The organism is Rhodoferax sp. (assembly GCF_025354435.1).
Taxonomy (GTDB): domain Bacteria; phylum Pseudomonadota; class Gammaproteobacteria; order Burkholderiales; family Burkholderiaceae_C; genus Rhodoferax_B.
The window spans coordinates 1-23,930 of the sequence record NZ_JANXMU010000089.1 but is presented as its reverse complement, the minus strand read 5'-3'; the positions used below and the strand labels follow the sequence as shown (position 1 = coordinate 23,930).

General features: G+C 59.9%; 21 protein-coding genes and 2 pseudogenes. 13 read left to right on the top strand and 10 right to left on the bottom strand.

The window, feature by feature from the left end; genetic code table 11:
* The coding region (locus Q0T48_RS22010; RefSeq protein ID WP_295961255.1) for an AAA family ATPase at window positions 1-2,195 on the bottom strand (2,195 nt) is incomplete at its 3' end.
* Between the two features lie 264 nt (window positions 2,196-2,459).
* Here Q0T48_RS22010 and Q0T48_RS22005 point away from each other — a divergent pair.
* Window positions 2,460-2,870, top strand: coding sequence for a cupin domain-containing protein (locus Q0T48_RS22005; protein ID WP_295961252.1), 411 nt, complete (start codon window positions 2,460-2,462; stop codon window positions 2,868-2,870).
* 8 nt (window positions 2,871-2,878) lie between these two features.
* Window positions 2,879-3,622: an SDR family oxidoreductase gene (locus Q0T48_RS22000; protein WP_295961257.1), complete on the top strand. Its 744-nt coding sequence runs from the start codon at window positions 2,879-2,881 to the stop codon at window positions 3,620-3,622.
* A gap of 13 nt (window positions 3,623-3,635) precedes the next feature.
* Here the strand turns inward: Q0T48_RS22000 and Q0T48_RS21995 are convergent, their stop codons facing one another.
* The 3 genes and pseudogenes from Q0T48_RS21995 to Q0T48_RS21985 all read right to left on the bottom strand — a co-directional run bounded on the left by Q0T48_RS21995 (window position 3,636) and on the right by Q0T48_RS21985 (window position 6,191).
* Window positions 3,636-4,532: a LysR family transcriptional regulator gene (locus tag Q0T48_RS21995; RefSeq protein ID WP_295961249.1), complete on the bottom strand. Its 897-nt coding sequence runs from the start codon at window positions 4,530-4,532 to the stop codon at window positions 3,636-3,638.
* 70 nt (window positions 4,533-4,602) lie between these two features.
* Window positions 4,603-5,229 (bottom strand): hypothetical protein, encoded by a 627-nt coding sequence (locus Q0T48_RS21990; RefSeq protein ID WP_295961246.1) that lies wholly within the window; start codon window positions 5,227-5,229, stop codon window positions 4,603-4,605.
* Between the two features lie 11 nt (window positions 5,230-5,240).
* Window positions 5,241-6,191 (bottom strand): annotated as a pseudogene (locus tag Q0T48_RS21985) (5'/3'-nucleotidase SurE).
* 206 nt (window positions 6,192-6,397) lie between these two features.
* On the opposite strand from Q0T48_RS21985, the gene Q0T48_RS21980 reads away from it, so the two are divergent.
* Both Q0T48_RS21980 and Q0T48_RS21975 read left to right on the top strand, forming a co-directional pair.
* On the top strand, window positions 6,398-6,985 hold the full coding sequence (locus Q0T48_RS21980; RefSeq protein WP_295961243.1) for a hypothetical protein: 588 nt from the start codon (window positions 6,398-6,400) through the stop codon (window positions 6,983-6,985).
* Between the two features lie 223 nt (window positions 6,986-7,208).
* Window positions 7,209-8,108, top strand: coding sequence for a dihydrodipicolinate synthase family protein (locus Q0T48_RS21975; RefSeq protein WP_295961239.1), 900 nt, complete (start codon window positions 7,209-7,211; stop codon window positions 8,106-8,108).
* 9 nt (window positions 8,109-8,117) lie between these two features.
* Here the strand turns inward: Q0T48_RS21975 and Q0T48_RS21970 are convergent, their stop codons facing one another.
* Window positions 8,118-8,600 (bottom strand): molybdenum cofactor biosynthesis protein MoaE, encoded by a 483-nt coding sequence (locus Q0T48_RS21970; protein ID WP_295961236.1) that lies wholly within the window; start codon window positions 8,598-8,600, stop codon window positions 8,118-8,120.
* A gap of 53 nt (window positions 8,601-8,653) precedes the next feature.
* Here Q0T48_RS21970 and Q0T48_RS21965 point away from each other — a divergent pair, with 53 nt between their 5' ends.
* Window positions 8,654-9,586, top strand: a complete 933-nt coding sequence (locus Q0T48_RS21965) for an isoaspartyl peptidase/L-asparaginase family protein (RefSeq protein WP_295961234.1) — start codon at window positions 8,654-8,656, stop codon at window positions 9,584-9,586.
* A 91-nt stretch (window positions 9,587-9,677) separates the two neighbouring features.
* Here Q0T48_RS21965 and Q0T48_RS21960 read toward each other — a convergent pair whose 3' ends face one another.
* The 5 genes from Q0T48_RS21960 to Q0T48_RS21940 all read right to left on the bottom strand — a co-directional run bounded on the left by Q0T48_RS21960 (window position 9,678) and on the right by Q0T48_RS21940 (window position 15,891).
* Window positions 9,678-9,932: a hypothetical protein gene (locus Q0T48_RS21960; RefSeq protein ID WP_295961230.1), complete on the bottom strand. Its 255-nt coding sequence runs from the start codon at window positions 9,930-9,932 to the stop codon at window positions 9,678-9,680.
* Between the two features lie 180 nt (window positions 9,933-10,112).
* Entirely contained in the window at window positions 10,113-10,889 is a 777-nt protein-coding gene (locus Q0T48_RS21955) for a ferredoxin--NADP reductase (RefSeq protein WP_295961227.1), read from the bottom strand.
* Window positions 10,890-11,039: 150 nt separating this feature from the next.
* On the bottom strand, window positions 11,040-13,025 hold the full coding sequence (locus Q0T48_RS21950; RefSeq protein ID WP_295961224.1) for a hypothetical protein: 1,986 nt from the start codon (window positions 13,023-13,025) through the stop codon (window positions 11,040-11,042).
* Window positions 13,026-13,029: 4 nt separating this feature from the next.
* The gene (locus Q0T48_RS21945; RefSeq protein WP_295961223.1) at window positions 13,030-14,277 is read right to left on the bottom strand and encodes a pyridoxal-dependent decarboxylase, exosortase A system-associated; all 1,248 of its coding nucleotides are present in this window, start codon (window positions 14,275-14,277) and stop codon (window positions 13,030-13,032) included.
* A 12-nt stretch (window positions 14,278-14,289) separates the two neighbouring features.
* A complete protein-coding gene (locus tag Q0T48_RS21940; RefSeq protein ID WP_295961219.1) occupies window positions 14,290-15,891 on the bottom strand; it encodes an acyl-CoA ligase (AMP-forming), exosortase A system-associated in 1,602 nt (533 codons plus the stop codon).
* A gap of 265 nt (window positions 15,892-16,156) precedes the next feature.
* Between Q0T48_RS21940 and Q0T48_RS21935 the strand changes: the two genes are divergently transcribed.
* The 8 genes and pseudogenes from Q0T48_RS21935 to Q0T48_RS21900 all read left to right on the top strand — a co-directional run bounded on the left by Q0T48_RS21935 (window position 16,157) and on the right by Q0T48_RS21900 (window position 23,876).
* Complete coding sequence (locus Q0T48_RS21935) at window positions 16,157-16,408, top strand: acyl carrier protein (RefSeq protein WP_295961216.1); 252 nt, start codon at window positions 16,157-16,159, stop codon at window positions 16,406-16,408.
* Window positions 16,409-16,423: 15 nt separating this feature from the next.
* Window positions 16,424-17,248 carry a hydrolase 2, exosortase A system-associated gene (locus Q0T48_RS21930; RefSeq protein ID WP_295961212.1) on the top strand — a complete coding sequence of 275 codons (825 nt, stop codon included), beginning with the start codon at window positions 16,424-16,426 and terminating at the stop codon, window positions 17,246-17,248.
* Window positions 17,245-18,093, top strand: coding sequence for a hydrolase 1, exosortase A system-associated (locus tag Q0T48_RS21925; protein ID WP_295961209.1), 849 nt, complete (start codon window positions 17,245-17,247; stop codon window positions 18,091-18,093). Before Q0T48_RS21930 ends, Q0T48_RS21925 begins: the two co-directional genes overlap by 4 nt.
* Window positions 18,094-18,102: 9 nt before the next feature.
* Window positions 18,103-18,780 carry a tetratricopeptide repeat protein gene (locus tag Q0T48_RS21920; RefSeq protein ID WP_295961206.1) on the top strand — a complete coding sequence of 226 codons (678 nt, stop codon included), beginning with the start codon at window positions 18,103-18,105 and terminating at the stop codon, window positions 18,778-18,780.
* 117 nt (window positions 18,781-18,897) lie between these two features.
* Window positions 18,898-20,028: a DegT/DnrJ/EryC1/StrS family aminotransferase gene (locus Q0T48_RS21915; protein ID WP_295961203.1), complete on the top strand. Its 1,131-nt coding sequence runs from the start codon at window positions 18,898-18,900 to the stop codon at window positions 20,026-20,028.
* A gap of 442 nt (window positions 20,029-20,470) precedes the next feature.
* Window positions 20,471-21,163, top strand: coding sequence for a GNAT family N-acetyltransferase (locus tag Q0T48_RS21910; protein ID WP_295961198.1), 693 nt, complete (start codon window positions 20,471-20,473; stop codon window positions 21,161-21,163).
* Window positions 21,160-22,122, top strand: a complete 963-nt coding sequence (locus Q0T48_RS21905) for a glycosyltransferase family 2 protein (protein ID WP_295961195.1) — start codon at window positions 21,160-21,162, stop codon at window positions 22,120-22,122. The genes Q0T48_RS21910 and Q0T48_RS21905 overlap by 4 nt, the downstream gene beginning before the upstream one ends.
* 531 nt (window positions 22,123-22,653) lie before the next feature.
* A pseudogene (locus tag Q0T48_RS21900) lies at window positions 22,654-23,876 on the top strand (IS3 family transposase).
* The last annotated feature ends 54 nt before the right edge of the window (window positions 23,877-23,930 follow it).

The window sequence follows — 23,930 nt, the reverse complement described above, 5'->3', positions numbered from 1 at the left end:
ACCATGGTCTGGATGATGGGCGAGCCAATGTTGCTGGTCATCACGATCACGGTGTTCTTGAAGTCCACGGTGCGGCCCTGGCCATCGGTCAGGCGGCCATCGTCCAGCACCTGCAGCAGCACGTTGAAGACATCCGGGTGCGCCTTCTCGACCTCATCGAGCAGCAGCACGCTGTAGGGCTTGCGGCGCACGGCCTCGGTCAGGTAGCCGCCCTCCTCGTAGCCCACGTAGCCGGGCGGCGCACCGATCAGGCGGGCCACCGAATGCTTCTCCATGAACTCGCTCATGTCGATGCGGATGAGGTGGTCTTCCGAGTCGAACATGAAGCTCGCCAGCGCCTTGCACAGCTCGGTCTTGCCCACGCCCGTGGGGCCCAGGAACAGAAAGGAGCCAGTGGGTCGGTTCGGGTCAGACAGGCCTGCGCGCGAGCGGCGGATGGCGTTAGCCACGGCGGTGATGGCCTCGTCCTGGCCCACCACGCGGTCGTGCAGCTTGACCTCCATCTGCAGCAGCTTGTCGCGCTCGCCCTGCATCAACTTGCTCACCGGAATGCCGGTGGCGCGGGCAACCACTTCGGCGATTTCCTCCGCACCGACCTGGGTGCGCAGCAGGCGCGGGGCGCTGGTGGTGCCTTTTACCGACTCCTTGGCCTGGGTTTCCTTGAGCTGCTTTTCCAGCTCGGGCAGCTTGCCGTATTGCAGTTCGGCAACCTTGTTGAAGTCGCCCTTGCGCTTAAGTTCCTCGATCTGGAAGCGCATTTTTTCAATCGCTTCCATCACCTGCGCGCTGCCCTGGGCCTGGGCTTTTTCGGACTGCCAGATTTCGTCGTAGTCGGCGATTTCCTTTTGCAGCTTGGCGATCTCTTCCTGGATCAGGCCCAGGCGCTTTTGCGAGGATTCGTCTTTCTCGCGCTTCACGGCTTCGCGCTCGATCTGCAGCTGGATCAGGCGGCGGTCGAGCTTGTCCATCACCTCGGGCTTGGAATCCATCTCGATCTTGATCTTGGCCGCGGCCTCGTCGATCAGGTCGATCGCCTTGTCGGGCAAAAACCGGTCGGTGATGTAGCGGTGGCTGAGCTCGGCGGCGGCCACGATGGCCGGGTCGGTGATCTGCACGCCGTGGTGCACTTCGTACTTTTCCTGCAGGCCGCGCAGGATGGCGATGGTGGCCTCTACCGTGGGCTCGCCCACCAGAATCTTCTGGAAGCGCCGCTCCAGGGCCGCGTCTTTTTCGATGTACTTGCGGTACTCGTCCAGCGTGGTGGCACCCACGCAGTGCAGCTCGCCGCGCGCCAGGGCCGGTTTGAGCATGTTGCCTGCGTCCATCGCGCCCTCGGCTTTGCCCGCGCCCACCATGGTATGCAGCTCGTCGATGAAGACGATGGTCTGGCCTTCGTCCTTGGCCAGCTCTTTCAGCACGGTCTTCAGGCGCTCTTCAAACTCACCCCGGAACTTGGCCCCGGCCAGCAGGGCCGCCATGTCCAGCGAGAGTACGCGCTTGCCTTTGAGCGACTCGGGCACCTCGCCCGCCACGATGCGCTGGGCCAGGCCTTCGACGATGGCGGTCTTGCCCACACCGGGTTCGCCGATCAGCACCGGGTTGTTCTTGGTGCGGCGCTGCAGCACCTGGATGGCGCGGCGGATTTCGTCGTCGCGGCCAATCACCGGGTCCAGCTTGCCCATGCGGGCGCGCTCGGTCAGGTCCAGGCAGTATTTCTTGAGCGATTCGCGCTGGCCTTCGGCATCGGCGTTGTCCACGTTCTGGCCGCCGCGCACCGCATCGATCGCCGCTTCCAGCGATTTGCGGGTCAGGCCCGCGGCGCGCACCTGCTGGCCAAAGTCGGCCTTGCTGTCGGTCAGCGCCAGCAAAAACAGCTCGCTGGAGACGAACTGGTCGCCGCGCTTGATGGCTTCTTTCTCGGCTCCCTGCAGCAGGCTGACGAAGTCGCGGCTGGGTTGCACCTGGTCTTGCCCGTGCACGGTGGGCAGCTTCTTCAACGCGGCCTCGGCCACGCCCAGCAGGCTGGGCACGTTCACGCCCGCGCGCTGCAGCAGCGCCTGCGGGCCGTCGTCCTGGCGCAGCATGGCCGCCAGCACATGGGCCGGTTCGATATAGCCGTGGTCGGCGCCGAGTGCCAGGGTTTGTGCGTCGCCCAGGGCTTCCTGGAATTTGGTAGTGAGTTTGTCTTGTCGCATGTGGATCTCCAATGCTGTGACAGATGGGCAGCAAGCCCTTATTTTCAAGTCCTGTTCTGTGGGCAAGCTTGCGCCAGATCAAGCATTGGGTTTATAAAAAATAGGCCTCTAGCGTAGATAGTACCTACACAAGTAGCTATTTTTTATGTAGCAAAGCCCATCTACTCATGAATTCACCTCATATGTGCATGCGCATTTTGCAGTCTTATCAAGACAGGCCAGCCTGCCTACAGTGCACTCTGTCCACAAGATGAAAGTATTGCCATGCAGATCCAACGCAACGGCTCCCAGCCCTCGGGCAAAGGCCCCACCGACTATTTCACTGGCACCGTACGTGTCGATCCGCTGTTCCAGCCGCACGCCCCGGCGCGTGCACTGGGGGCAACGGTAACCTTTGAACCCGGTGCCCGCACCGCCTGGCACTTCCACCCGCTGGGCCAGACCCTGGTGGTCACCGCCGGTGCCGGATGGGTGCAGCGCCGCGGTGGCCCGCGCGAAGACATCCGCCCCGGCGACGTGGTGTGGATTGCCCCCGGTGAAGAGCATTGGCACGGCGCCAGCGCCACCACGGCCATGACCCACATCGCCATCCAGGAAGAGCAAGACGGCAAAACCGCCGACTGGCTGGAACAAGTCAGCAACGCACATTACGAAAACTTAGGAGTCCCCGCATGAACAACAGCATCCACAACAACATCACCGGCAAGGTCGTCGTCATCACCGGCGCCAGCAGCGGCCTGGGCGAGGCCACGGCGCGGCTGCTGTCCGCCCAAGGGGCCACCGTGGTACTGGGCGCACGGCGGGTAGACCGGCTGCAAACCCTGGTGGCCGAGTTGATTGCAGGCGGCGGCAAGGCACTGGCGCTGGCCACCGACGTGACCCAGGCGGCGCAAGTCAAGGCCCTGGTGGATGCCGCCGTGCAGACCTTTGGGCGCGTGGATGTGATGGTCAACAACGCCGGGCTGATGCCGCATTCGCCGCTGGAGCGCCTGAAGATCAGCGACTGGGACCAGATGATCGACGTGAACCTCAAAGGCGTGCTGTACGGCATTGCCGCCGCGCTGCCGCACATGCAAACGCAAAAGGCCGGACACATCATCAATGTGTCGTCGGTGGCCGGCCACAAGGTGCGTCCCGGCAGCGCCGTGTACGCCGCCACCAAGCACGCGGTGTTGGCCCTGTCCGAAGGGCTGCGCCAGGAGGTGAAGCCCTACAACATCCGCACCACGGTGGTATCGCCCGGCGCGATAGACACGGAGCTGGTCAACAGCGTGACCGAGCCCGACATTGCCGCCAACGTGCGCAAGGTCTACGAGGTTGCCATTCCTGTCGCGTCGTTTGCGCGCATGGTGGCCTTTGCCATCAGCCAGCCGGACGATGTGGACATCAACGAAATCCTGTTCCGCCCCACGCGCCAGGAGCTGTAAGCCGGAGGCTGGTTCAGCCCGCACGCAGGCGCAGCGCGTCAATCACCAGGGCCAGGGCGGGCAGCGACTGGCGGCGGCGCGGGTAGTAGAGGTGGTAGCCCGCAAACGACGGGCACCAGTCGTCCAGCACCCGCACTAGGCGGCCCTGGGCGATATGCTCCAGCACCATGTCTTCGGGCACAAAGGCCACGCCAAAGCCGTCCAGCGCCGCCAGCACCCGGGGCGCGGTGCTGCTGAACACCCACTGGCCTTGCACGTGCACCTTGAGTTCGCGGCCGTCTTTTTCAAACTCCCAGGCGTAGATGCCGCCGTAGGTGGGCAGGCGCAGGTTGATGCAGTTGTGCGCGGCCAGATCGTGCGGCGTGAGGGGCGCGGGATGCTGGGCGAAGTAGCCGGGCGACGCCACCACGGCCATGCGCAGGTCGGGTGAAATGCGCACCGCCACCATGTCTTTTTCCACCTGATCGCCCAGGCGCACGCCCAAATCAAAACGTTCTGCCGCAATGTCGGTCAGGCGGTAATCCACCATGATTTCGACCTGGATGTCCGGGTAGTCGGGCAACACTTTGGCCAGCTTGGGCCAGAGCACGGTGTTGGCCGCGTGCTCGGCGGCGGTGATGCGCACCGTGCCCGCGGGCTTGTCGCGCAGCTCGCTCAGGGCCGCCACCTCGGCTTCGATTTCCTCAAAGCGCACCCCCACCGTGCGCAGCAGGCGCTCGCCCGCCTCGGTGGGCGAAACGCTGCGCGTGGTGCGCGTCAGCAGGCGCACGCCCAGCCGCGCCTCCAGCCCCCGGATGGTGTGGCTCAGGGCCGACTGCGACACCCGCAGCTGGGCCGCGGCGCGGGTGAAGCTACCCTCGCGTGCCACCGCGACAAAGGCATACAGTTCGTTGAAATTCTCGCGCGCCATGGGTAAAGCTGCCTCCGGGGTTCTGGCAAATTGTGCCAGCCCCCTGCCGCACCTTCCACCACCCTGGCGGTTACTCCCGGTAGGCCCAGAGATCCAGCAACTGCGCGCCGTTGTCGGCCACCAGGCGTACCGCGGGCGCGTAGTCCGCGTCCACCGCCAGTACACCGGTGCTGCTGGCAGGCAGGCTGCCGCAGGCTTGCGCCGACAGGCTCAACGCCAGCGTGTTGGGCAAAGCACCCGCCGACAGCTTGCCCGACAATTTGCAGGCCGACGAGCCCGCCGTGATATCGCCACTGGCGTTGACCGCAAAGCTGGCCACCCCACCCACCGCCAGTGCGGTGGTGTAGTTGCCCGCCAGCGCAGCCAGGTTGACGGCGGCCACTGGCAACGCATCACTGCGCAGCAGCGTGATGCTGGTGTCTTGGCCTGATGCGGGCACGGCTACCCAGGTGCCTCCCACGGCGCGGCGGTAGAGCTGGGTGGCCTGGTCGTTGCTGTCGGCCAGCACCAGCAGACGGCTACCGTCGGCAGCGGCGTAGTACTTGCCCACCGTGGGGGCGTTCGCGTCGCCCACGCTCACGGTGTAGTTGCCTGCGGCCAGGTCGGTCACAGCCACCTTGGGCGCGTCGTCGCCACCACAGGCGGCCAGAGCCACGGCCACGGCTAGCAGGGAGAAACCTCCAATGTTGCGGTTCATGCTGCGGCCCTTCACTGGCTAAACAGGTCGCGCAGACGCAGGCGCAGCCACTGCTGGGCGGCGGGCCGCTGCTCAAAGCCCACCTGCATGGCGGTCACGGCGATTTTGGTTTTGTACAGCACGGATTCGTCCTCGGCCTGGGCCGCGGTAGCTGCGGTACTGAACGTGAAACCCAGCCCGTAGGGCACGGTGGCCTTGAACTTCAGCACGTAGGTATCGAAAGTGCCGAAGCGCGAAAACCCAAACTTCAGCGCGCTGGTGGGCGCGTCGGGAAAGTTGACGTTCAGTGCTACGCCAGGGGTCAGCAAGGGCCCGGTCCCGGCCTTGGCCTGCAGCGCCTTGACCAGGTTCACCGTGTGCTGGGCCACCACGGCCGAGTACGGGTTGGCCAGGGTGGCGTTGTCGGTGGTGTCCGAGCCTGCGCTCAGAGCGATGGAGGGCAACCCCCGGCCCGCGGCAAACTGCGCGTTGCTGACGGTACCCGAGCTGTTGACGATCTTGCCCAGGTTTTGCCCTTCGTTCGGGCCGGACAGCACCAGATCCGGGGCCTTGCCCCAGCGGGCCGTGGCCAGCACATCCAGCCCGTACATGGTGGCCATCACAGGCGTGCCGTGCACGTAGAAATAGTCGCCGCCGGTGTAGCCGGACTTGGTGAACGGGCCCACCGCAGGCGTGCCAGTGGGTGCGGCACCGTTGTGTCAGCCGCCCTCGGCTTCCACCTGGGTCTTGTCGTTATCGGACACGATCACGCTGGTGCTGTACATCACGATGCCTGCGCCCCGGCCGCTCTGCCCGGTGCACGGCACCGACACGATCACATCGTGGCCGCTGGCTTTGAGGGCTTCATACAGCGCCTTGGTATTGCTGGTCAGGCCGTCGTCGTTCGACAGCAAGATGTTGAGCGCAAAAGCGGGGCTGGCCAAGCCGAGCAGCGTTGCCGCAGCAATCGGGAGAAGTTTCATGGGAAGGATGTCCTGGGTTGCAAAGGGAAACCGTTATTTTTCCGGCCCCATGCGACAGGCGTGTGATGGTTGCATGGCAATTGCATGACAACCCGGCACGCATCGGATTTACAAGAAAATAATGCCGCTAGCGCATATCCTACCTACGCAAGTAGCTATAAAAACAGAAGCAAATACAAGTTTGACCAAAGTCCTAAAATCGGAATATGAATATCCACCAGCTGTCGGCCCGCTACAACCAGGAGCAAGACCGCATCCTGGTGCGCATCAACTCCACAGAGGGCACCGAGATGCGCCTGTGGCTGACCCGCCGCCTCACCCTCGCTCTGTGGCCCACACTGAACAAGGCCGTGGTGGAGCACGTGGCGCGGCAAGACGGCGGCGGCACCCATTTGCGCGACGATGCCAGCAAAAAAATGCTGGCCGACTTCCAGCGCGAGGCCGTGCTGCGCGATGCGGACTTTTCCACGCCCTACCAAGACATTCAGGATGCGCCAGATACGGCCGCCACCCTGCCCCTGGGCAGCGCCCCGCTGCTGGTAACCGAGGTGCGCATCACCCCGGTGGCCAACGGCCCCTTGAAAATCGCCTTCAACGAGCAGTTGGTGGGCCAGGCGAATGGCCGCGGCTTCCAGGTAGAGCTAGCCCCGCCGCTGGTGCACGGCCTGGTGCAGCTACTGGAGCGGGCCTTGCACCAGTCGGCCTGGGGGGAAGGCAGTGATGTGCTGGGCGCACCACCGTTGCAGGCCAGCGACGCGCCGGTGCTGGCAGACCGGCCGAAGTACCTGAATTAGCCAATCTACAATCCTGGCATGCACTTACCGACCACCGCTTCCCACGCCATGCCCCGCATGTGCGCCAGCGTGGCCGCAGTGGCATCCAAAAAACCCCAGCTTATCTGACCGGAGCTGCGGTTCCGTCCTCAGATGAGCGATGGAACCCCCTTCTCCCACCCCGGTCCCGCGCTCCTTTGTTGATGGTTTCCCATCGGTCTGCTGTGACACAAAGGACTTTAGCGTGCGCTCTCTCGAACCTTCCCCCGACTTCTCTGGCCTGTGGATTCCCCTGGTCACCCCGTTTTCCAATCGTGCCGACGGTGCCGTAGACCACCCGGCCCTGGCCCAACTGGTGGCGCGCCTGCGCACGACCGGCATTGCGGGCTTTGTGGCCTGCGGCTCCACCGGCGAAGCGGCGGCCCTGGATGGCGACGAGCAGCATGCCGTGCTCAACACCGTGCTGCAAGCCGCCCAGGGCCTGCCGGTGGTGATGGGCTTGTCGGGCTACCACCTTCCCAAGATGTTGGCCAACGTGCAGGCCTTCAGCTGCCAGCCGGTGGCCGCGTTGCTGGTGGCCGCCCCCTGCTACATCCGCCCTTCGCAGGCCGGGCTGCTACGCTGGTTTACCGACCTGGCCGATGCCTCCCAGGTGCCGCTGATCGTCTACGACATTCCCTACCGCACCGGTACCACGCTAGAGCTGGCGACCCTGCTGACCCTGTCCCGGCACCCGCGCATCGTGGCGATCAAGGACTGCGGCGGCGACGCGGCCAAGACGGCGGCGCTGATTGCCAGCGGCACGCTGCAGGTGCTGGCGGGCGAGGACGCGCAAATATTCAGCACATTGGCTCAGGGAGGTGCGGGTGCCATCGCCGCCAGCGCCCACGGCCACACGCCGCGCTTTGTGCAGGTGATGCAGGCGATTGCGCGCGGCGACCTGGTGCAGGCGCGCGCCCTGTGGCAGCCGCTGCTGCCGTGGATTGCGGGCCAGTTTGCCGAGCCCAACCCTGGTCCTATCAAAGGCTGGCTGGCCCACCACGGGCAAATGCAGGCGGGGCTGCGGGCCCCGATGACGGCGGCCTCGCAGGCCCTGGTGCAGCGGCTGCTGGCGCTGGACGCAGACCTACCACCACTAGCGTAGTCAGGCGAGTCACGCGTTAGTGGCGGCAATGCCCCAGCGCTGCAGGGCCGCATCGTCTTGCACCCGCGCATCGACCCAGCGTGCGCCATCCGGGGTGACCTCTTTCTTCCAGAACGGGGCCTGGGTTTTCAGGTAGTCCATCAAGAATTCGCAGGCCTGGAACGCCTGGCCGCGGTGCGCCGAGCTCACCGCCACCCAGACGATCTGGTCCAGCGGCTGCAGCAGGCCCACGCGGTGGATCACCTGGGCGGCGTAGATGTCGAAACGATTCAGCGCCTGCTCCACCATGGCCTCGATGGCGCGCTCGGTCATGCCGGGGTAGTGCTCCAGCTCCAGGCTCAGCACCTCGCCGCTGGCATCCGGGTGCCAGTCGCGCACGGTGCCTAAAAAGCTCACCACCGCCCCCACGCGGCGGTCGCCCTGGCGCAGTGCGGCCAGCTCGGTGGTGGGGTCGAAGTCTTGGGTTTGGATGCGAACGCAGGGCAGTGTCATCCGGCCATTTTGCATCCAGTACAGTGGCTGTTTTGATTTCCCGGGAGACAGCTTTGACCGCACCCTACACCCTTGCCGTCCACGGCGGCGCAGGCACCATCGCCCGTGGCCAAACCGATGCTGCGCCCTACCACGCCGGGCTGCGGGTTGCGCTGGCCGCGGGCGAGGCGGTGCTGGCCCAGGGCGGCAGCGCGCTGGACGCGGTGGTGGCGGCGGTGCAGGCACTGGAGGACGAGCCGCTGTTCAACGCCGGGCGCGGCTCGGTCTACACCTCAGCGGCGCAGCACGAGATGGATGCCGCCGTGATGGACGGCAGCACGCTGGCCGCCGGGGCCGTGGCAGGCGTGCGCACACTGCGCAATCCGGTGCAACTGGCGCGCACGGTGATGGACTCCAACTTTGTGCTGCTCAGCGGCGATGGGGCCGAGCAGTTCGCCCGCGACCATGGCTTCGAGGCCATGCCGCCCGGCTACTTCCACACCGAGCACCGCCTGGCGCAGCTGCACCATCTGCAAAACGCGGCCAGTGCGGCGATGCAGATGGACCATGTTGCCCCGCTGGATGAAACCCGCAAGTTCGGCACTGTGGGCGCAGTCGCGCTAGACAGTGCCGGCCATTTGGCCAGTGCAGTCTCCACCGGCGGCATGACCAACAAGCACCCGGGCCGCATTGGCGATTCGCCGTTGGTGGGTGCTGGCATCTACGCCAACGACCAGAGCTGCGCGGTCAGCGCCACCGGCTCGGGCGAGTACTTCATCCGCGCCTGCGTGGCCCACGACATCCACGCCCGCATGGCCTACGCCGGTGCCACGCTGGACACCGCCAGCGGCGCGGCGCTGGCCGAGGTGGGGCGGCTGGGAGGTGAAGGTGGGGTGATTGCGGTAGACCGCCAGGGGAACATCGCCCTGCCCTACATCAGCGCGGGAATGTACCGGGGCTGGGTGCGGGCCGGTGAAGCGGCGCAGACGCGGATTTTTGAGGACTGAGCGGTTGGATTTGGAGATTTTTGGCCTTTTTTTAACTGCCAAAAGTGCCGCCTGCGCTTGCCAAATAAGCACGAGCAGCTCCTATTTTTTACTATTGATTTGGAAGCAATTCCGCCTCGAAGCGTTCCATTTCTTCGGCCAATGTGCCGCGGCTGCGAAAGTTGCGGTGGGCCTGGTCGTACCAGTATTGGGCATCTTCCAGGTCACCTTCCTGGATGTGGACGATGCCGTGCAACCAATTGGACAACGGGGAGTTATCGGTTTGAACCAAGTTGTGGGCTTCGGTCCAGCGGTTTGCGCGCAGGTGCTCCAGAACTTGTGCCAGTACGCGTTGCAATTCGGTCATAGAGAACTCCTTGTGCACGCCAAGCCTACGCCTACAGCACCCATAGCTAAGGCGCAGCTTCCAGAAACAGCGCAGAACTGGCTACGCCAGACGGCTGCTGTTGCCCCTAGCATTGGTTTTTCAAACCAATGCTAGGGGGGGTTGGCGAAAGATGCGAAGCACTGCAGCTGGGGGTGTACCTTATTTTTCGGCAAATGCCCGCTCCACTACAAAGTGGCCGGGGGTGGAGGTGTTGCCTTCCTTAAAGCCGCGCTCTTCGAGCATGTGCTTCAGGTCGACCAGCATGCCGGGGCTGCCGCAGAGCATGACGCGGTCGATAGCCGGGTCGAATTCGGGGAGGTCCAGGTCGGTGAACAGCTTGCCGTTGTGCAGCAGCTCGGTGATGCGGCCCATGTTGCGGTAGGACTCGCGGGTCACAGTGGGGTAGTAGCGCAGTTTGCTGGTGACCATTTCGCCCAGGAATTCATGCGCGGGCAGGTGCTCGGTCAGCATGTCGTGGTAGGCCAGCTCTTCGACCTGGCGCACACCGTGGACCACGATGACTTGCTCGAAGCGCTCGTAGGTTTCGGGGTCGCGCACGATGCTCAAGAATGGGGCCAGGCCGGTGCCGGTGGACAGCAGGTACAGATGTTTGCCGGGCAGCAGGTAGTCGGTGACCAGTGTGCCGGTGGGTTTGCGGCCGACGATGATTTTGTCGCCCACCTGGATGTGCTGCAGCTTGGAGGTCAGCGGGCCCTCGGGCACCTTGATGCTGAGAAATTCGAGGTGCTCTTCGTAGTTGGCGCTGGCGATGCTGTAGGCGCGCAGCAGCGGTTTGCCGTCTTCCTTGCGCAGGCCGATCATGGTGAAGTGGCCGTTGCTGAAGCGCAGCGCGGGGTCGCGTGTCGTGGTGAAGGAGAACAGGCGGTCGGTCCAGTGGTGCACGCTCAGCACGGTTTCTTCGTTGAAAGCACTCATGTTTGGTAGCTAGGAAGGTTGGTGAAAATAAAAGCTATTTTCCTACAGCCGCCCGGCCCGCCCGTCTGGGGGCAATTCCACCTTGTGGGCGCAGTGGTAAATCTAAAAGAAATAAGCTTCTACAGTATATTCCACCTACACAAGTAGCTATTAAATATGTAGCAAACCGGTTTTTGGGAGCTCTGGCGACGGGGATGCGCGTGCAAGTTGCAAGGCAAAGTACGCCAGCAAAAACAGCAGAAAAGCCACCCGCGGCACGTCCATCACGCTGCTGACCAGGCCGACCAGCAGCACCCCGCTCAGCGATGCCGCTAGGTACGGTGCCAGCGGCTGGCGGCGGGCGGAACCCAGCACCAGTTGCCACAGGGCGGTGCCCACCAGCGCAGCCCACAGCAGCAGACCCGGCAGGCCGCGCTCGATCAGCACTTCAAACAGCAGGTTGTCGATATGCCAGGGCAAAAAGTAGAAACGCGCCGCCGGAAACCAGTGCGCCAGGTTCTGCGCAAAGTCGCCGTTGACCAGCAGTTCCTTGCGGTCTGTGCTCTGCAGGCCGATGGACCGAAAGTCAGCATGCGTGCCCGCGCCCAGCACCATCACCGAGAGCATGCCCAAGCGCGGCGCAAACCACGGCCCTCCCTGAAAGTTAGGCCCGCGCAGCGGCACCTCGATGCGCTGCCACGGATGGGCCGCAGGGTCGGCCGTAGGCTTCACTTCCAGATAGGCATCCTGGCAGCGCGCGGGGTAGAGCAAATGCCGTTCACACAGCTGCAAATACACCCCTACCGGCTCGGCCACCCGCACTTGCAGGCTGGCCCGGTAGCGGGCACCCGGAACCGGGTTGACCCGCTGCGTGGCGGCAAACAGGCCCTCCAGTTCGTCGTCCGTATCGGGGCCTGACACGCGCATCACCGGGGGCTCGGCACCCTGCCCGGCTTGCCACGCCACGTGGCCGGGCCATTCGCCTTCGGGGTAGCTACGGGCGTAGTGCGATGGCAGGCGGCCCAGGCCTATGCCGGCCAGCCAGTCCACCGGCTCCTGCAGCAAATCAAGACCGCGCTGCCAGTGCGCCATGCGGCTGCCGAAATCACGCTCAGTGGTGGTCAATCGGCTGGCCATGAAACTGCCGCCGTTGAGCACGCCCACCACCTCGGCCATGAGCGCAATGCCCAACGCCCAGGCCGCCTTGGCGCGCCAGCCCCGGGGCCGACGGCGCTGCCACAGGCCCACCACCATCGCCCGCAGGTCCAGGCCCGCCTTTTGCACCCACAGCAACAGCCCCAGCAGCAGCAGCGGGGCCACCATCGACAGGTAGACACCGCGCGAGAAGGTGGTCAGCCCGGCATAGGTCACCAGCACGGCCAGCAGCGCGCCCCAGGCCCATTGCCAGGGCCTCCGGGCACTGCGCAGGGCCCAGGCGACAAACGGCGTGGCCAGGGCCAGGTAGGCATCGATGGCGGCACCGCCCACGTGCATCTCCCAAAACAGCGCGGTCGTGCGGTATTTGCTGGTGAAGTTGAACCAGCCGGGAAAAGCCGCCCGCTCCCACAGCACGACCAGCGTCACCACCACCAGGCCGACCAGCATGCCCGCCGCCAGGCGCTTGCAGCTTTGCACCACCGACTGGCGCAGCGCATCGGCCAGCAAGGGTATGCACAGCGTGGCCCAGAGCAGGCTTTTGGTGGCCCGCAGGCTGTTCATAGCATCGCCATAGCCCTGGAACCAGCCCCAGGTGAAGCCATCCGTATCCAGGATGCCCCGGGCCAGCGACACCAGGCTGGCGGCGGCGAACAGGGCGACGATGGCGGTGGAAAAAGACAGCCGCTGGGTCCAGCGGAACGCGGTGTCCCGCGGCAGCCGGGCCAGCCGCAAGTAGCCCGCCGCAAGCACCGCCAACAGCAGCAGGTCGAACTCGTCAAAAATCAACCAGCCGGTCCAGGGGGCGAAGTTCAGAAACGGCAGGCAGGCGGACACGGCAAATAGCCAGATGCCGGGCAGCCACACAGCCACCATTGCCACCACATAGAAGCCCGCCAGTGCCAGCGTGGGGGAGATGGGGTGCGCCAGTGCCAGGAAGCCACCCGCCGTACCACAGGCCAGCGCCAGCAGCGCCGAAACCCAGCGGCGCGGGTCTGACACCGGTTTAGACCAGCACTTCCACGCAGGCCGGATGGCCCAAAAATCCCTGTGGGCTGGCGCTGGCACCGTAAGCACCGGACTGGAACACCACCACCAGGTCGCCCTCTTGCGCCGTGGGCAAGACCATGCGGTCGCCCAGCAGGTCCAACGGGGTGCACAGCGGGCCGACGACAGAGGCGGACTCCATCTCGGAAGCATCCAGCGCGCCCATGCGGTTGCCGATGGCCACGGGGTAGTTTTTGCGGATCACCTGGCCGAAGTTACCCGAGGCCGACAGATGGTGGTGCAGGCCGCCGTCGGTGACCAGAAACACTTGGCCGCGCGAAATTTTGCGGTCTAGCACGCGGGCCACATACACGCCTGCCTCGCCCACCAGGTAGCGGCCGAGTTCGATGACGAACGATGCCTGGGGCAGATCGGTTTTGGCGCGCTCGGCCAGAGCAGCCAAGTTGTCGCCGATGGGCTGCAGGTCGATGCGCTGCTCGCCCGGAAAGTACGGAATGCCGAAGCCGCCGCCCAGGTTCAGGAACTTCACCGGCAGCGGCGTGGCCTCGGCCAGGCGCACGGCCAGGGCGTAGGATTTTTGCTGGGCTTCGCAGATCGACTCGGGGCGCAGGTTTTGCGACCCTGCAAACAGGTGGAAGCCTTCAAACGCCAGGCCCGCGCGGCCAATGGCGGCCATGAGCTCGGGCATTTGCTCCACGTCCACACCGAATTGCTTGGGGCCGCCGCCCATCTTCATGCCCGAACCCTTGAGCTCAAAGTCGGGGTTGACGCGCACGGCCACCCGGGCGGCCAGGCCCAGTGCGTTGGATATGCCTGCCAGCAAGCCGACTTCGCGCATGGATTCCAGGTTGACCAGCACGCCCGCGGCCACGGCCTGGCGCAGCTCGACATCGCGCTTGCCGGGCCCGGCAAAGCTAATCTCTTGCGGGTCGGCGTCGGCATCCAGTGCCACCTTCAATTCGCCTGCGGAAGCCACGTCGATGCCATCCACCAGCCCAGCCATCAGCCCGACCACGGCCGGCATGGGGTTGGCCTTCATGGCGTAGTGCAGCTTGACGCTGGCGGGCAAGGCAGCGCGCAAATCAGCCACACGCTGGCGCAACTGCGCGCGGTCGTAGGCGTAAAACGGGGTTTGCCCTACGCGCGCGGCCAGCTGGGTCAGCGGGATGCCGCCCACGACGAGCTCGCCGCCGTGCACGGGGAACTGGGTCAAGGGGGCGTGGACGGGTACAGAGCGGTCGGTCATGGGGGTCATTCTTTAGCTAAGGTGGCGCTCGGCCCAGTCGGTGGACAGCCATTTTCGGTCGATCTTGCCATTGGGGTTGCGGGGCAGCGGCCCAGCCACCACCTCGACGTTGGCAGGCAGCATATAGGCAGGCATGCGGGCGCGGCACTCGGCCAGCAAGGCGGTGGTGTCCAGCGTGCCGTCCACGGCATCGACCGGGGCGGTTGCAATCACCTGGATGGCCTGGCCCCAGGCCGGGTGCTCCACACCAAAGGCCACGCATTCGCCGACCAGCTTGGTGGCGTACAGCACTTCCTCCACCTCGGTAGGGCTGACGCGGTAGCCCGAGGACTTGATCATCTCGTCGCGGCGGCCGATGAAGTACAGAAAGCCTTCACTGTCCATGCGCACGGTGTCGCCAGAGAACACTGCGTATTCGGGCAGTTGCAGGCCCGACTGGCGGCCGGGTGCGTCGGCAGCCAGCAGCTTGTAGCGTTCGGCCGTTTTTTCGGCATCGTTCCAATAACCCATGCCGACCAGCGCGCCCCGGTGCACCAGTTCGCCGGGCTCTTCAGGGGCGCAGGGGCTGCAGTCTTCGCGCAGCACCAGGATTTCGGCATTCGGGATGGCCTTGCCGATGGAGTCGGGGCGGCGGTCTACCTCGGAGGGTGGCAGGTAGGTGGAGCGGAAGGCCTCGGTCAGGCCATACATGAGAAAGGGCTGGCTGTGGGGCACACGCTGGCGCAGCAGGTCCAGCGTCTCACGCGGCATGCGGCCACCGGTGTTGGCAAAGTAACGCAGTTTCTCGGCAATCGCAGCGGGCCAGGCGGACTGGGTGAGCTGGATGTACAAGGGCGGCACGGCAGTCAGGCCCGTCACGCCTTCGCGCTCCATGGCCTTGAGCACGTCGCGCGGCATCAGGTAGTTGAGCAGCACCACGCGGGCACCCACATGGAAGGCGGTGGTGAGCTGGCTGAAGCCTGCGTCGAAGGACAAAGGCAATGCGGCCAATAGGGTGTCCTCGCTCGTATTCTCTAGATAGCTAGCTACACTTTTTGCACCAGCCACCATATTACGGTGCGATAGCACCACGCCCTTGGGCTTACCAGTGCTGCCCGAGGTGTAGAGGATGGCGGCCATGTCGGTGTCGATGACCCGGTGCCCGGCACGGGGCGGGGCCGCGAGCAGGTCACCCCATAGGGATTGCGGGAGCGCAGGACCCGCCTGCGGTGCCGCATCCGTCAACACGACGTGGCGCAGATCCGGACAACTACCCAGCACACCCGCCAGCAGCGCCAGGCGTTCGGGCGAGGTCAGCAGCACCCGCACATTGCAGTCTTGCAGGATAAAAGCTACCTGCTCGGGCTTGAGCAAGGGGTTCAAGGGCACAAACACGGCACCGGCGGCGGGCGCGCCAAAGCTGGTGATCACTGTCTCAAAGCGCTTTTCCAGGTAGATCGCCACCCGCTCGCCCCGGCCCAGCCCCAATGCCATCAAACCGGCCGCGCATTGCGCCACCGCCGTTTGCAGCTCGCCATAGGCCATCGATACCGCGCCATAGGTCAGCGCGCGGTCTTGCGGGGCACGCTGGGCAGCACAGGCAACGAGTTCGTGCAAAAGTGTGGATTCACGCATAAGGGTCACGCTAGAAAAAAGAGGGGAAACCGCCAAAAATAACCGTTAAAAGTATCGCACAGGGTCCTCTTGCCCAAAGCTGTAAGCGCCCATCCTAGAATGCAGGCTTCTTATCACCAACAACCATCACTACCTGCATCTGTCTTCAGGCAGAGTGGGTGCATCCAGGGATACTGGGGTCGGCTTTGTCTGGCCAACGGCATCGCCCCACGCAAGGGGTGCCCAGCCAGGAGATGCAGATAGTTACAACAAAACAGGGGTTCTCATGGATGTGACACAGGAGGTCAAAGCAGTTCTGGACGAGGTTCTGAGTCTGAACGGCCGCAGCGCCGCTTTTACCCGCGAAACCCATTTGCTCGGAGCGATTCCCGAACTGGATTCAATGGCTGTGGTGTCTCTCATCACCCGCTTGGAAGAACATTTTGGTCTGACAGTAGACGACGACGACATGGACGGCTCGACCTTTGCGACGGTTGGTGCCCTGGTCGATTTCGTCGACACCAAGCTCGCTGGTTAAGCCAGAGCCCTGCCGATGGACGCTTTTTTCTTGCCCGTCGGATCTGGCCAACGCTTCGCCATTTACCACCCAGCCCAAGGCGGCACAACACGTGGTCTGGTGGCCTATGTGCATCCTTTTGCCGAAGAGATGAACAAATCGCGGCGCATGGCCGCGCTGCAAGCCAGAGCCATGGCAGCCAATGGGTATGCCGTGTTGCAATTGGATTTGCTGGGTTGTGGCGACAGCTCTGGCGACTTCGGCGATGCCTCTTGGCAAGCATGGGTAGACGATGTGGTGCTGGCCTGCCAGTGGTTGCGCCGCCAGGGCGATGCCCCTCTATGGCTTTGGGGACTGCGCGCCGGTTGCCTGCTGGCGGCCCAGGCAGCGGCACAATTCGGCGATAGTTGCAATTTCTTGTTTTGGGCCCCCACACCCGCAGGCAAGTCGCTGCTACAACAATTTTTACGCCTCAAAGCCGCGGGCGACTTGGCCAGCGGGAGTGCCAAGGCGGTGATGGACAGTCTGCGTGCGCAGTTGGCGGCAGGCACGTCGGTAGACATTGCCGGGTACAGGCTGTCGGCAGCATTGGCCTCAGGCATGGAGCTGGCGACATTGGCAGCACCCGCCGCTGCCGGTCGGCTCGAATGGCTGGACTTGTCCACCCAACCCGATGCCAGTCTGTCACCCGCTACCGCCAAGCCACTGCAAGCCTGGCTAGCAGCTGGATTTACAGTGCGTAGCCAGGTCGTGACCGGCCCCGCGTTTTGGCAAACCAGTGAGATTGAAGAAGCTCCAGCCCTATTAACTGCGACGCTGGCGGCGCTAGACCTACCAGCCGCTGTTGCTGTATCCACATGACCGAACACGCATTGCTATTCCCTTGCCAGCAGGACACGTTGGTGGGCGTGTTAAGCATGCCCGACGTTCCTACTAACACCGGTGTCGTTATCGTGGTGGGTGGCCCCCAGTACCGCGTGGGCAGCCACCGGCAATTTGTTTTGCTGGCCCGGACACTGGCAGCTGCAGGCTATGCGGTGCTGCGCTTTGACTACCAAGGCATGGGCGACAGCAGCGGCCCTGCAGGTGATTTTTTAACCGCTAGCCCCGGTATCCGCGCCGCAATGGACAGCCTGCAAAGCCGTGTGCCGCAAGTAGAAAGAATAGTCTTATGGGGGCTGTGCGATGCTGCATCCGCAGCGCTGCTGTATGTGCAGGAGACCAATGACAAGCGCGTGGCGGGCCTATGTCTTTTGAATCCCTGGGTTCGCTCCGAAGCCAGTCTGGCGCGCACGCAAGTCAAACACTATTACACCCAGCGCTTGATGCAGCGGGAGTTCTGGGCCAAACTGGTGAGTGGCCAAGTTGCGCTTGGCGCATTAAAAGGCCTGGCTCACAATGTTCGGCTTTCAAGAACTAAAGTTGCATCCGCTAGTGCGCACACCCGCCCCTTTCAGCAGCGCATGGCGGTCGCTTGGATGAATTTTGGCGGAAGTATTCTTCTATTACTCAGTGGTAATGATTACACCGCGAAAGAATTTCTAGAGTACGCTGGTACGGATGCAGCTTGGTCAAAAGCTTTTCAGCACGCACATCTGGAACGACACGATCTGCCTGGGGTCGACCATACATTTTCAAATCCAGATTCACAGCAGCATGTAGAACAGATCACTTTGCACTGGATAAAAATCAGCTCTTCATTATAAGATACTTATATGATGTTCAAATTCACTCCAATTATATTAATATTTATTTCTCAATTAGCACTATCCCAAGTAGAAAACTCGGAATGTGGGTCGTTAAAAAATGGATTTGGGCCTTACGATTACAGAACTGAGCGAGGGGCATCCCTTAATTTAGTAGAAAGTGCTCACTTTACACAACAGGTAGAAATGCTGATGAACGCCACCACAGGATATATTGGCGGCGATATTGATTATACGTTGCGCGCCTTTCCGAATCACCATCGCGCATTAATGACTGTTATGCGTTACGGGGAGAAAACAAAATCCACTAAGCCCCCGCATATGCAGTACACCGTTGAGTGTTATTTTGATCGCGCCATCCGCTTTCGTCCAGATGATGCAATTACACGAATGATTTATTCTATGTATCTTGCAAAAAACAATCGCGCACCTGAGGCAATTCAACAGTTAGACATTGCCGCTGATGGCGCAGAAACTCAAGAAAATCCATTTGCACATTACAACTTGGGGTTGAATTATTTTGATTTGAAAGACTATGATAAAGCGGCAATCCAGGCCCACAAAGCATACAACATGGGATTCCCCCAAACAGCATTAAAAGAAAAACTCAAAAGTGTTGGTAAATGGACAGAATCAGAAACCGAACCACCCAATACCAGTACGTCTGCACCCACGCCATCCAACTAAATTCCACGAGAATATTTTTTGCAAAGTAATATAGAGAGCTTATATGGCTCCCACAGACCATTACCACGTGGCCCGGTACTCGATTGGAGTAGCTTCAGACACATTGATGTTCCCAATGTGCACAGTGTTGAAAACCTAAAGTACAAAGTACTTACCACTAGTGGTCGGGCTGCCATTTATCAAGCTTTATTACAGCTCGACCTACCCGCATATAGTTCAGTACTAATACCCACGTATCACTGCCCCACAATGGTGGCACCAGTTTTGTTGGCCAATTTGAATGTTGCTTATTTTGGACTACTGCCAACGGGGTTACCCAATCTTGGTGCTATAGAAGAATCTACAGTTCAAAAATGCAAAGTTATGTTGGTACCGCATTACTTTGGATTGGGTAAATCACTAAAGGAAGTGCGCGAATGGTGTGACAAACGGGGGATTGCCCTGATTGAAGATTGTGCTCACTGCTATTTTGGACAAGCAGGAGAAAGAGCCGTAGGAGAATGGGGTGACTTTGCGACTGCGAGCTTATCTAAATTCTTCCCGCTGCCCGAAGCAGGTTTGCTGGCATCGGCACGGCGATTAATTAGACCGATAGTTTCAGATAAACCACCCCTAAAGGCGCAAGTTAAAGGTTGCGTAGATGTCATTGAACTCGCATCGCGTTACCAGCGATTCGTTGGTATACGGATTTTTTTGACTTCATTTTTTAAATTAAAAAATATCCGATCTCAAAAATCAGAAGTATCTAAAGTATCTGAAGTAATAAAAAAACCAGAAGCAACAGAAATGATGAGAGATTGCGACATGACTCGTATCGATCAATCTCCATTATGGGCAGCTATTGCATTAAAAAATATTTTGCCGCGTGGTCGAATTATATTGCAACGTCAAATTAATTTTGCTAGTTATGCGTCGTACTTTTTTAATATACTGGGTGCCAAGCCACTATTTCCAATAAGTGCGGGCTCTGTTACTTCGGCTGCACCTTACGTATTTCCATTGTGGGTCGATGATCCAGACTCAATATACCAATCACTTCGGGCTTTAAACTTGCCAGTATTCCGCTGGGATCGAATTTGGCCTAACACTACAGTTTTCCCGGGAGACACTGGTGCCCTTTGGAGCCATCACGTATTACAGCTTCTGTGCCACCAAGACCTTAGTACAGCGGATATAGATCGTACTGCACAAGCAGTACTACATTTATTGCAGATCCAACAAATGAAGCCTCACACCGTTAACACATAACGTCTTTTTAAGATACGCCATGCTCTCCCCAAAACTCCATTGGCAAAACTTGCCAGCCAGCACGTTTTTGTCAACGCCAGATCTATTACCCGAATGGGATCGGCTCAATGCCGAACGAGCCGACTTGCCGTTTCTGACTGCAGCTGCAGTTTCCTGCGCACTTCAGGTATTCGGGTCGGGTTCTGAAAGGTTACTAGTTGGACGGTATGAGGGAGCCGTAGTTGCAATGCTTCTGGTAGTACCTAGTAGCTCGTTTCAATGGCGAACTTTTCAGCCATCTCAGCTTCCGCTAGGGGTTTGGGTCGCAGTAAAAGGCCTCACTCCCACATCTATTGCGCGAAGTCTTATTCGCGGCCCCCTCGGGTTCTGTTTGGGGTTTTCAATGACACAGCTAGATCCCCTGCTTTCGCCTCGGGACTTTGACGAGGCGGACACCAAACATATGGATTACATTGACACTGGCTGGATCGATATTATTGGCACATTCGACGATTACTGGGCTGCAAGGGGTAAAAATCTGCGGCAAAACATGCGTAAACAACGGAATAAGCTTGCGACAGAGGGTACCCATATTCACATGCGCGTCTTGACTGCACCGGAAGAAATGGCTGCTGCAATTGTACGCTACGGGGTATTAGAAAGTTCTGGATGGAAAGCAACGGAAGGTACAGCCATCCACCCCAATAATCCACAAGGGCAATTTTATATCCAACTTTTGGAAAATGCAGCGAGACATGGAGAAGCCGCAGTATATGAGTATTTTTTTAATGAAAAAACGGTTGCACTTAATTTATGTGTACGACGCGCAGCAACCTTGGTTGTTTTAAAAACAACCTACGATGAGACCATTAAAAACTACTCTCCAGCATTTCTTCTAAGCCAAGATGAAGTAGAACAGGTTTTTGGTCAAGGGATCATCAAACGACTCGAATATTATGGGCGCATGATGGAGTGGCATACCCGCTGGACAGAAAATAAACGCACCTTATACCATTTGACCTGTTACCGTTGGTCTTGGCTAAAAAAATTAGCTGGGCGTCGGCATAAAAGAAAAGAAGATGTCCCGGAATTACCTACTACAGAAGATGCAAATACTCCCCCTATAGGGGCACCTGCGTCGGAACTTCGCCCATGATTACGGTCATCATTCCTTATTATCAAAATAAACCAGGCATACTATCCAAAGCCATCGCGAGCATTTCCGCCCAAAAACCGATATCAATGCCAATACACGTATTGATAATAGATGATGCATCCCCCGTATCCGCCGAATCAGAATTAAACAACATTAGCCATACGGACTGCAATGTGCAAATTGTGCGACAAACAAATGGAGGGCCTGGAGCTGCCCGCAATACAGGTCTAGATCTAGCGCCAGCCGAAACCCGCTACATTGCATTTCTTGACTCTGATGACGAATGGTCTGACGACCATTTATCGCGTGCAGTTGCAGCACTTGGCACAGGTTATGAATTTTATTTCACCGATCACTACCAACTCAACTCATCTGTTGGTGCATTTGCACGGGCAGGTCGCATTCAACCTAACGAACATCCGCTGCTAGCGACCATTTATCCAGATTTGCATGCCTACCAAGGGAGTTTATTAGACCAGATCATACGTGGCAATGTGATCGGTACATCAACAGTTGTTTATGACTTTTTACGATTTTCGAAAAATCGTTTTAAAGTTGAATTCACCAACGCGGGTGAAGACTATTTATTCTGGATGGAAATTGCGCATAGTGGCGCGAAGGTGGCATTTTCCAACCAATGTGAGGCACGTTATGGCACAGGGGTAAATATTTATGCGGGGACAGGCTGGGGTAGCGAAAAAAATTTACTACGAATTCACAACGAAATAAAATACAAAAAACTGACTTGTACATTATTTCCAGTGACTGAGTCACAACGTACACACATCAAAAATAATTTAAATTTATTACGCACATCTTTCGCACAAGATCTACTCCACAGGATCATGCACAAGAAGAAACTGCCTTTTGACTTATTAAAAAAGCACTTGCAACTTGATCCATTAAGTTTTTTTCACTTACCTAAAGTATTAGTAAATTCAATTTATAAAAAAAAATAGCTCCATTGCGATAATACTGAACTATGCAAAATCACGCACCTCTCAAAATACGGTAACTCCTATGCAATCGAGTGCTGCAATAGCAGACTGAAGGCAACATCTCAAAATTAACAATAAAAGAAATAAGAAATTTACATCTTTTTTACTTATTACCTCTACCTGCACCCACATTTTCGCCTCCCAGTAAAACCGACTAGACGAGAATAAGCTGCAAGCTGTTAATTAAATAAAAAAATTCGTTCACTGAGCGTCAGTGAATAACTTTAGGGTTGAGGTAATTAAAATGAGTTACTGACTGCACATGGATGCTAGGTTTTCAATATATTTCACCCTCCCTGTACCCCATCTGTCCTTTTTTTTTGATCGCTTTCATCGCCAATGATTGCCTTCAGGTCGTTGCCTGTTAATCCAGTTCATGCACGCCCCTCGACACCCGCCCAATACGCGGTGCAGCCCAGCGTCTTTCTCTCCTGTGTGCTGGTCTAATTTCCCCGGACACCTCGATAGGTGGAATCCGCCTGGGCGAGAAATATGACTAGGAAGCAAAGACGAACATTCAACGCGGAGTTCAAGCTGCAAGTCGTGCAGATGATTCGCGAGCAGGGCTTAAGCGTGATTGAGGTTTGCCGCGACCTGAAGCTCGGCGAGACGGCCGTACGGCGCTGGCTGGCGCAAGCCGATGAAGAGGCTGCAGGCCGCCCCGGCATCGGCAAACCGCTCACCGCCGAGCAGCAACGCATCCGCCAGTTGGAGCCTGAGAACAAGCAACTGCGCGGCGATGTAGATATCCTAAAAAAAGCATCGGCCTTCTTTGCCCGCGAGCCTCTATGAGCTGCCAGTTCGTCAAGCAGTTGCACAAGAAAGTCGTCACCGTTGAGCCGCTATGCCGTGTGCTGGGCGTTAGCCGTTCGGGCTACTACGGTGCCCGTCGGCGCGCCAAAATTGCGCCCAAGGCTTGCTTGGTCAGCACGCAATTGAAGACCGAGTTCGCCGCCAGCGGCAAGGTCTATGGCAGCCGTCGCCTTGGTGCGGTGCTGCGTGCTCAGGGGCTGAATATCGGGCGTTACCGCGTACGGCGTTTGATGCGCGAGAACAGGCTGCGGGCCCTATGGCGGCGCAAGTTCGTCCACACCACCGACAGCGGTCATGCGCTGCCGGTCTCAGACAACGTGCTGGCAAGGCGCTTCAATCCGAGCGGGCCCAACCTGGCCTGGGTGAGCGACATCACTTACATCTGCACGCGCATCGGCTGGCTGTACCTGGCGGTGGTGTTGGACCTGTATGCGCGCAAAGTCGTGGGCTGGGCGATGGCACCGACCATGCATGCCGAGTTGGTGTGCGCGGCGCTGCAGTTGGCCATCGCGCAGCTCCACCCCCCCGCCAGGGTTGATTATTCATTCCGACCGGGGCAGCCAGTACGCCAGCGCGCTGCATCAGGCGCTACTGGCGCGCCACGGCCTAGTCGGCAGCATGAGCCGCAAAGGCAATTTCTGGGACACTCAATCTAATATACCACTGAGCGCTTCTTCCTGAGCCTCAAAACGGAGCGGGTCTGGCAGCGCTACTACGCCAACCACGCCGAGGCAATGACAGACATCGCTGACTACATCGTTGGCTTCTACAACAGCGTACGGCTGCATTCCAAACTGGGTAACTTGCCACCCAATTGTCCTGGTCTAATGAATTCGCACACTCCGATGGGTGAAAATCAGTTGGACAGTAAACGTGACGAAATCAACCCGAAGAGTCTTTGACGCGAGCTTCAAGCTGCAAGTCGTTCAGATGATCCGCGTCCAGGGGCTCGGTAT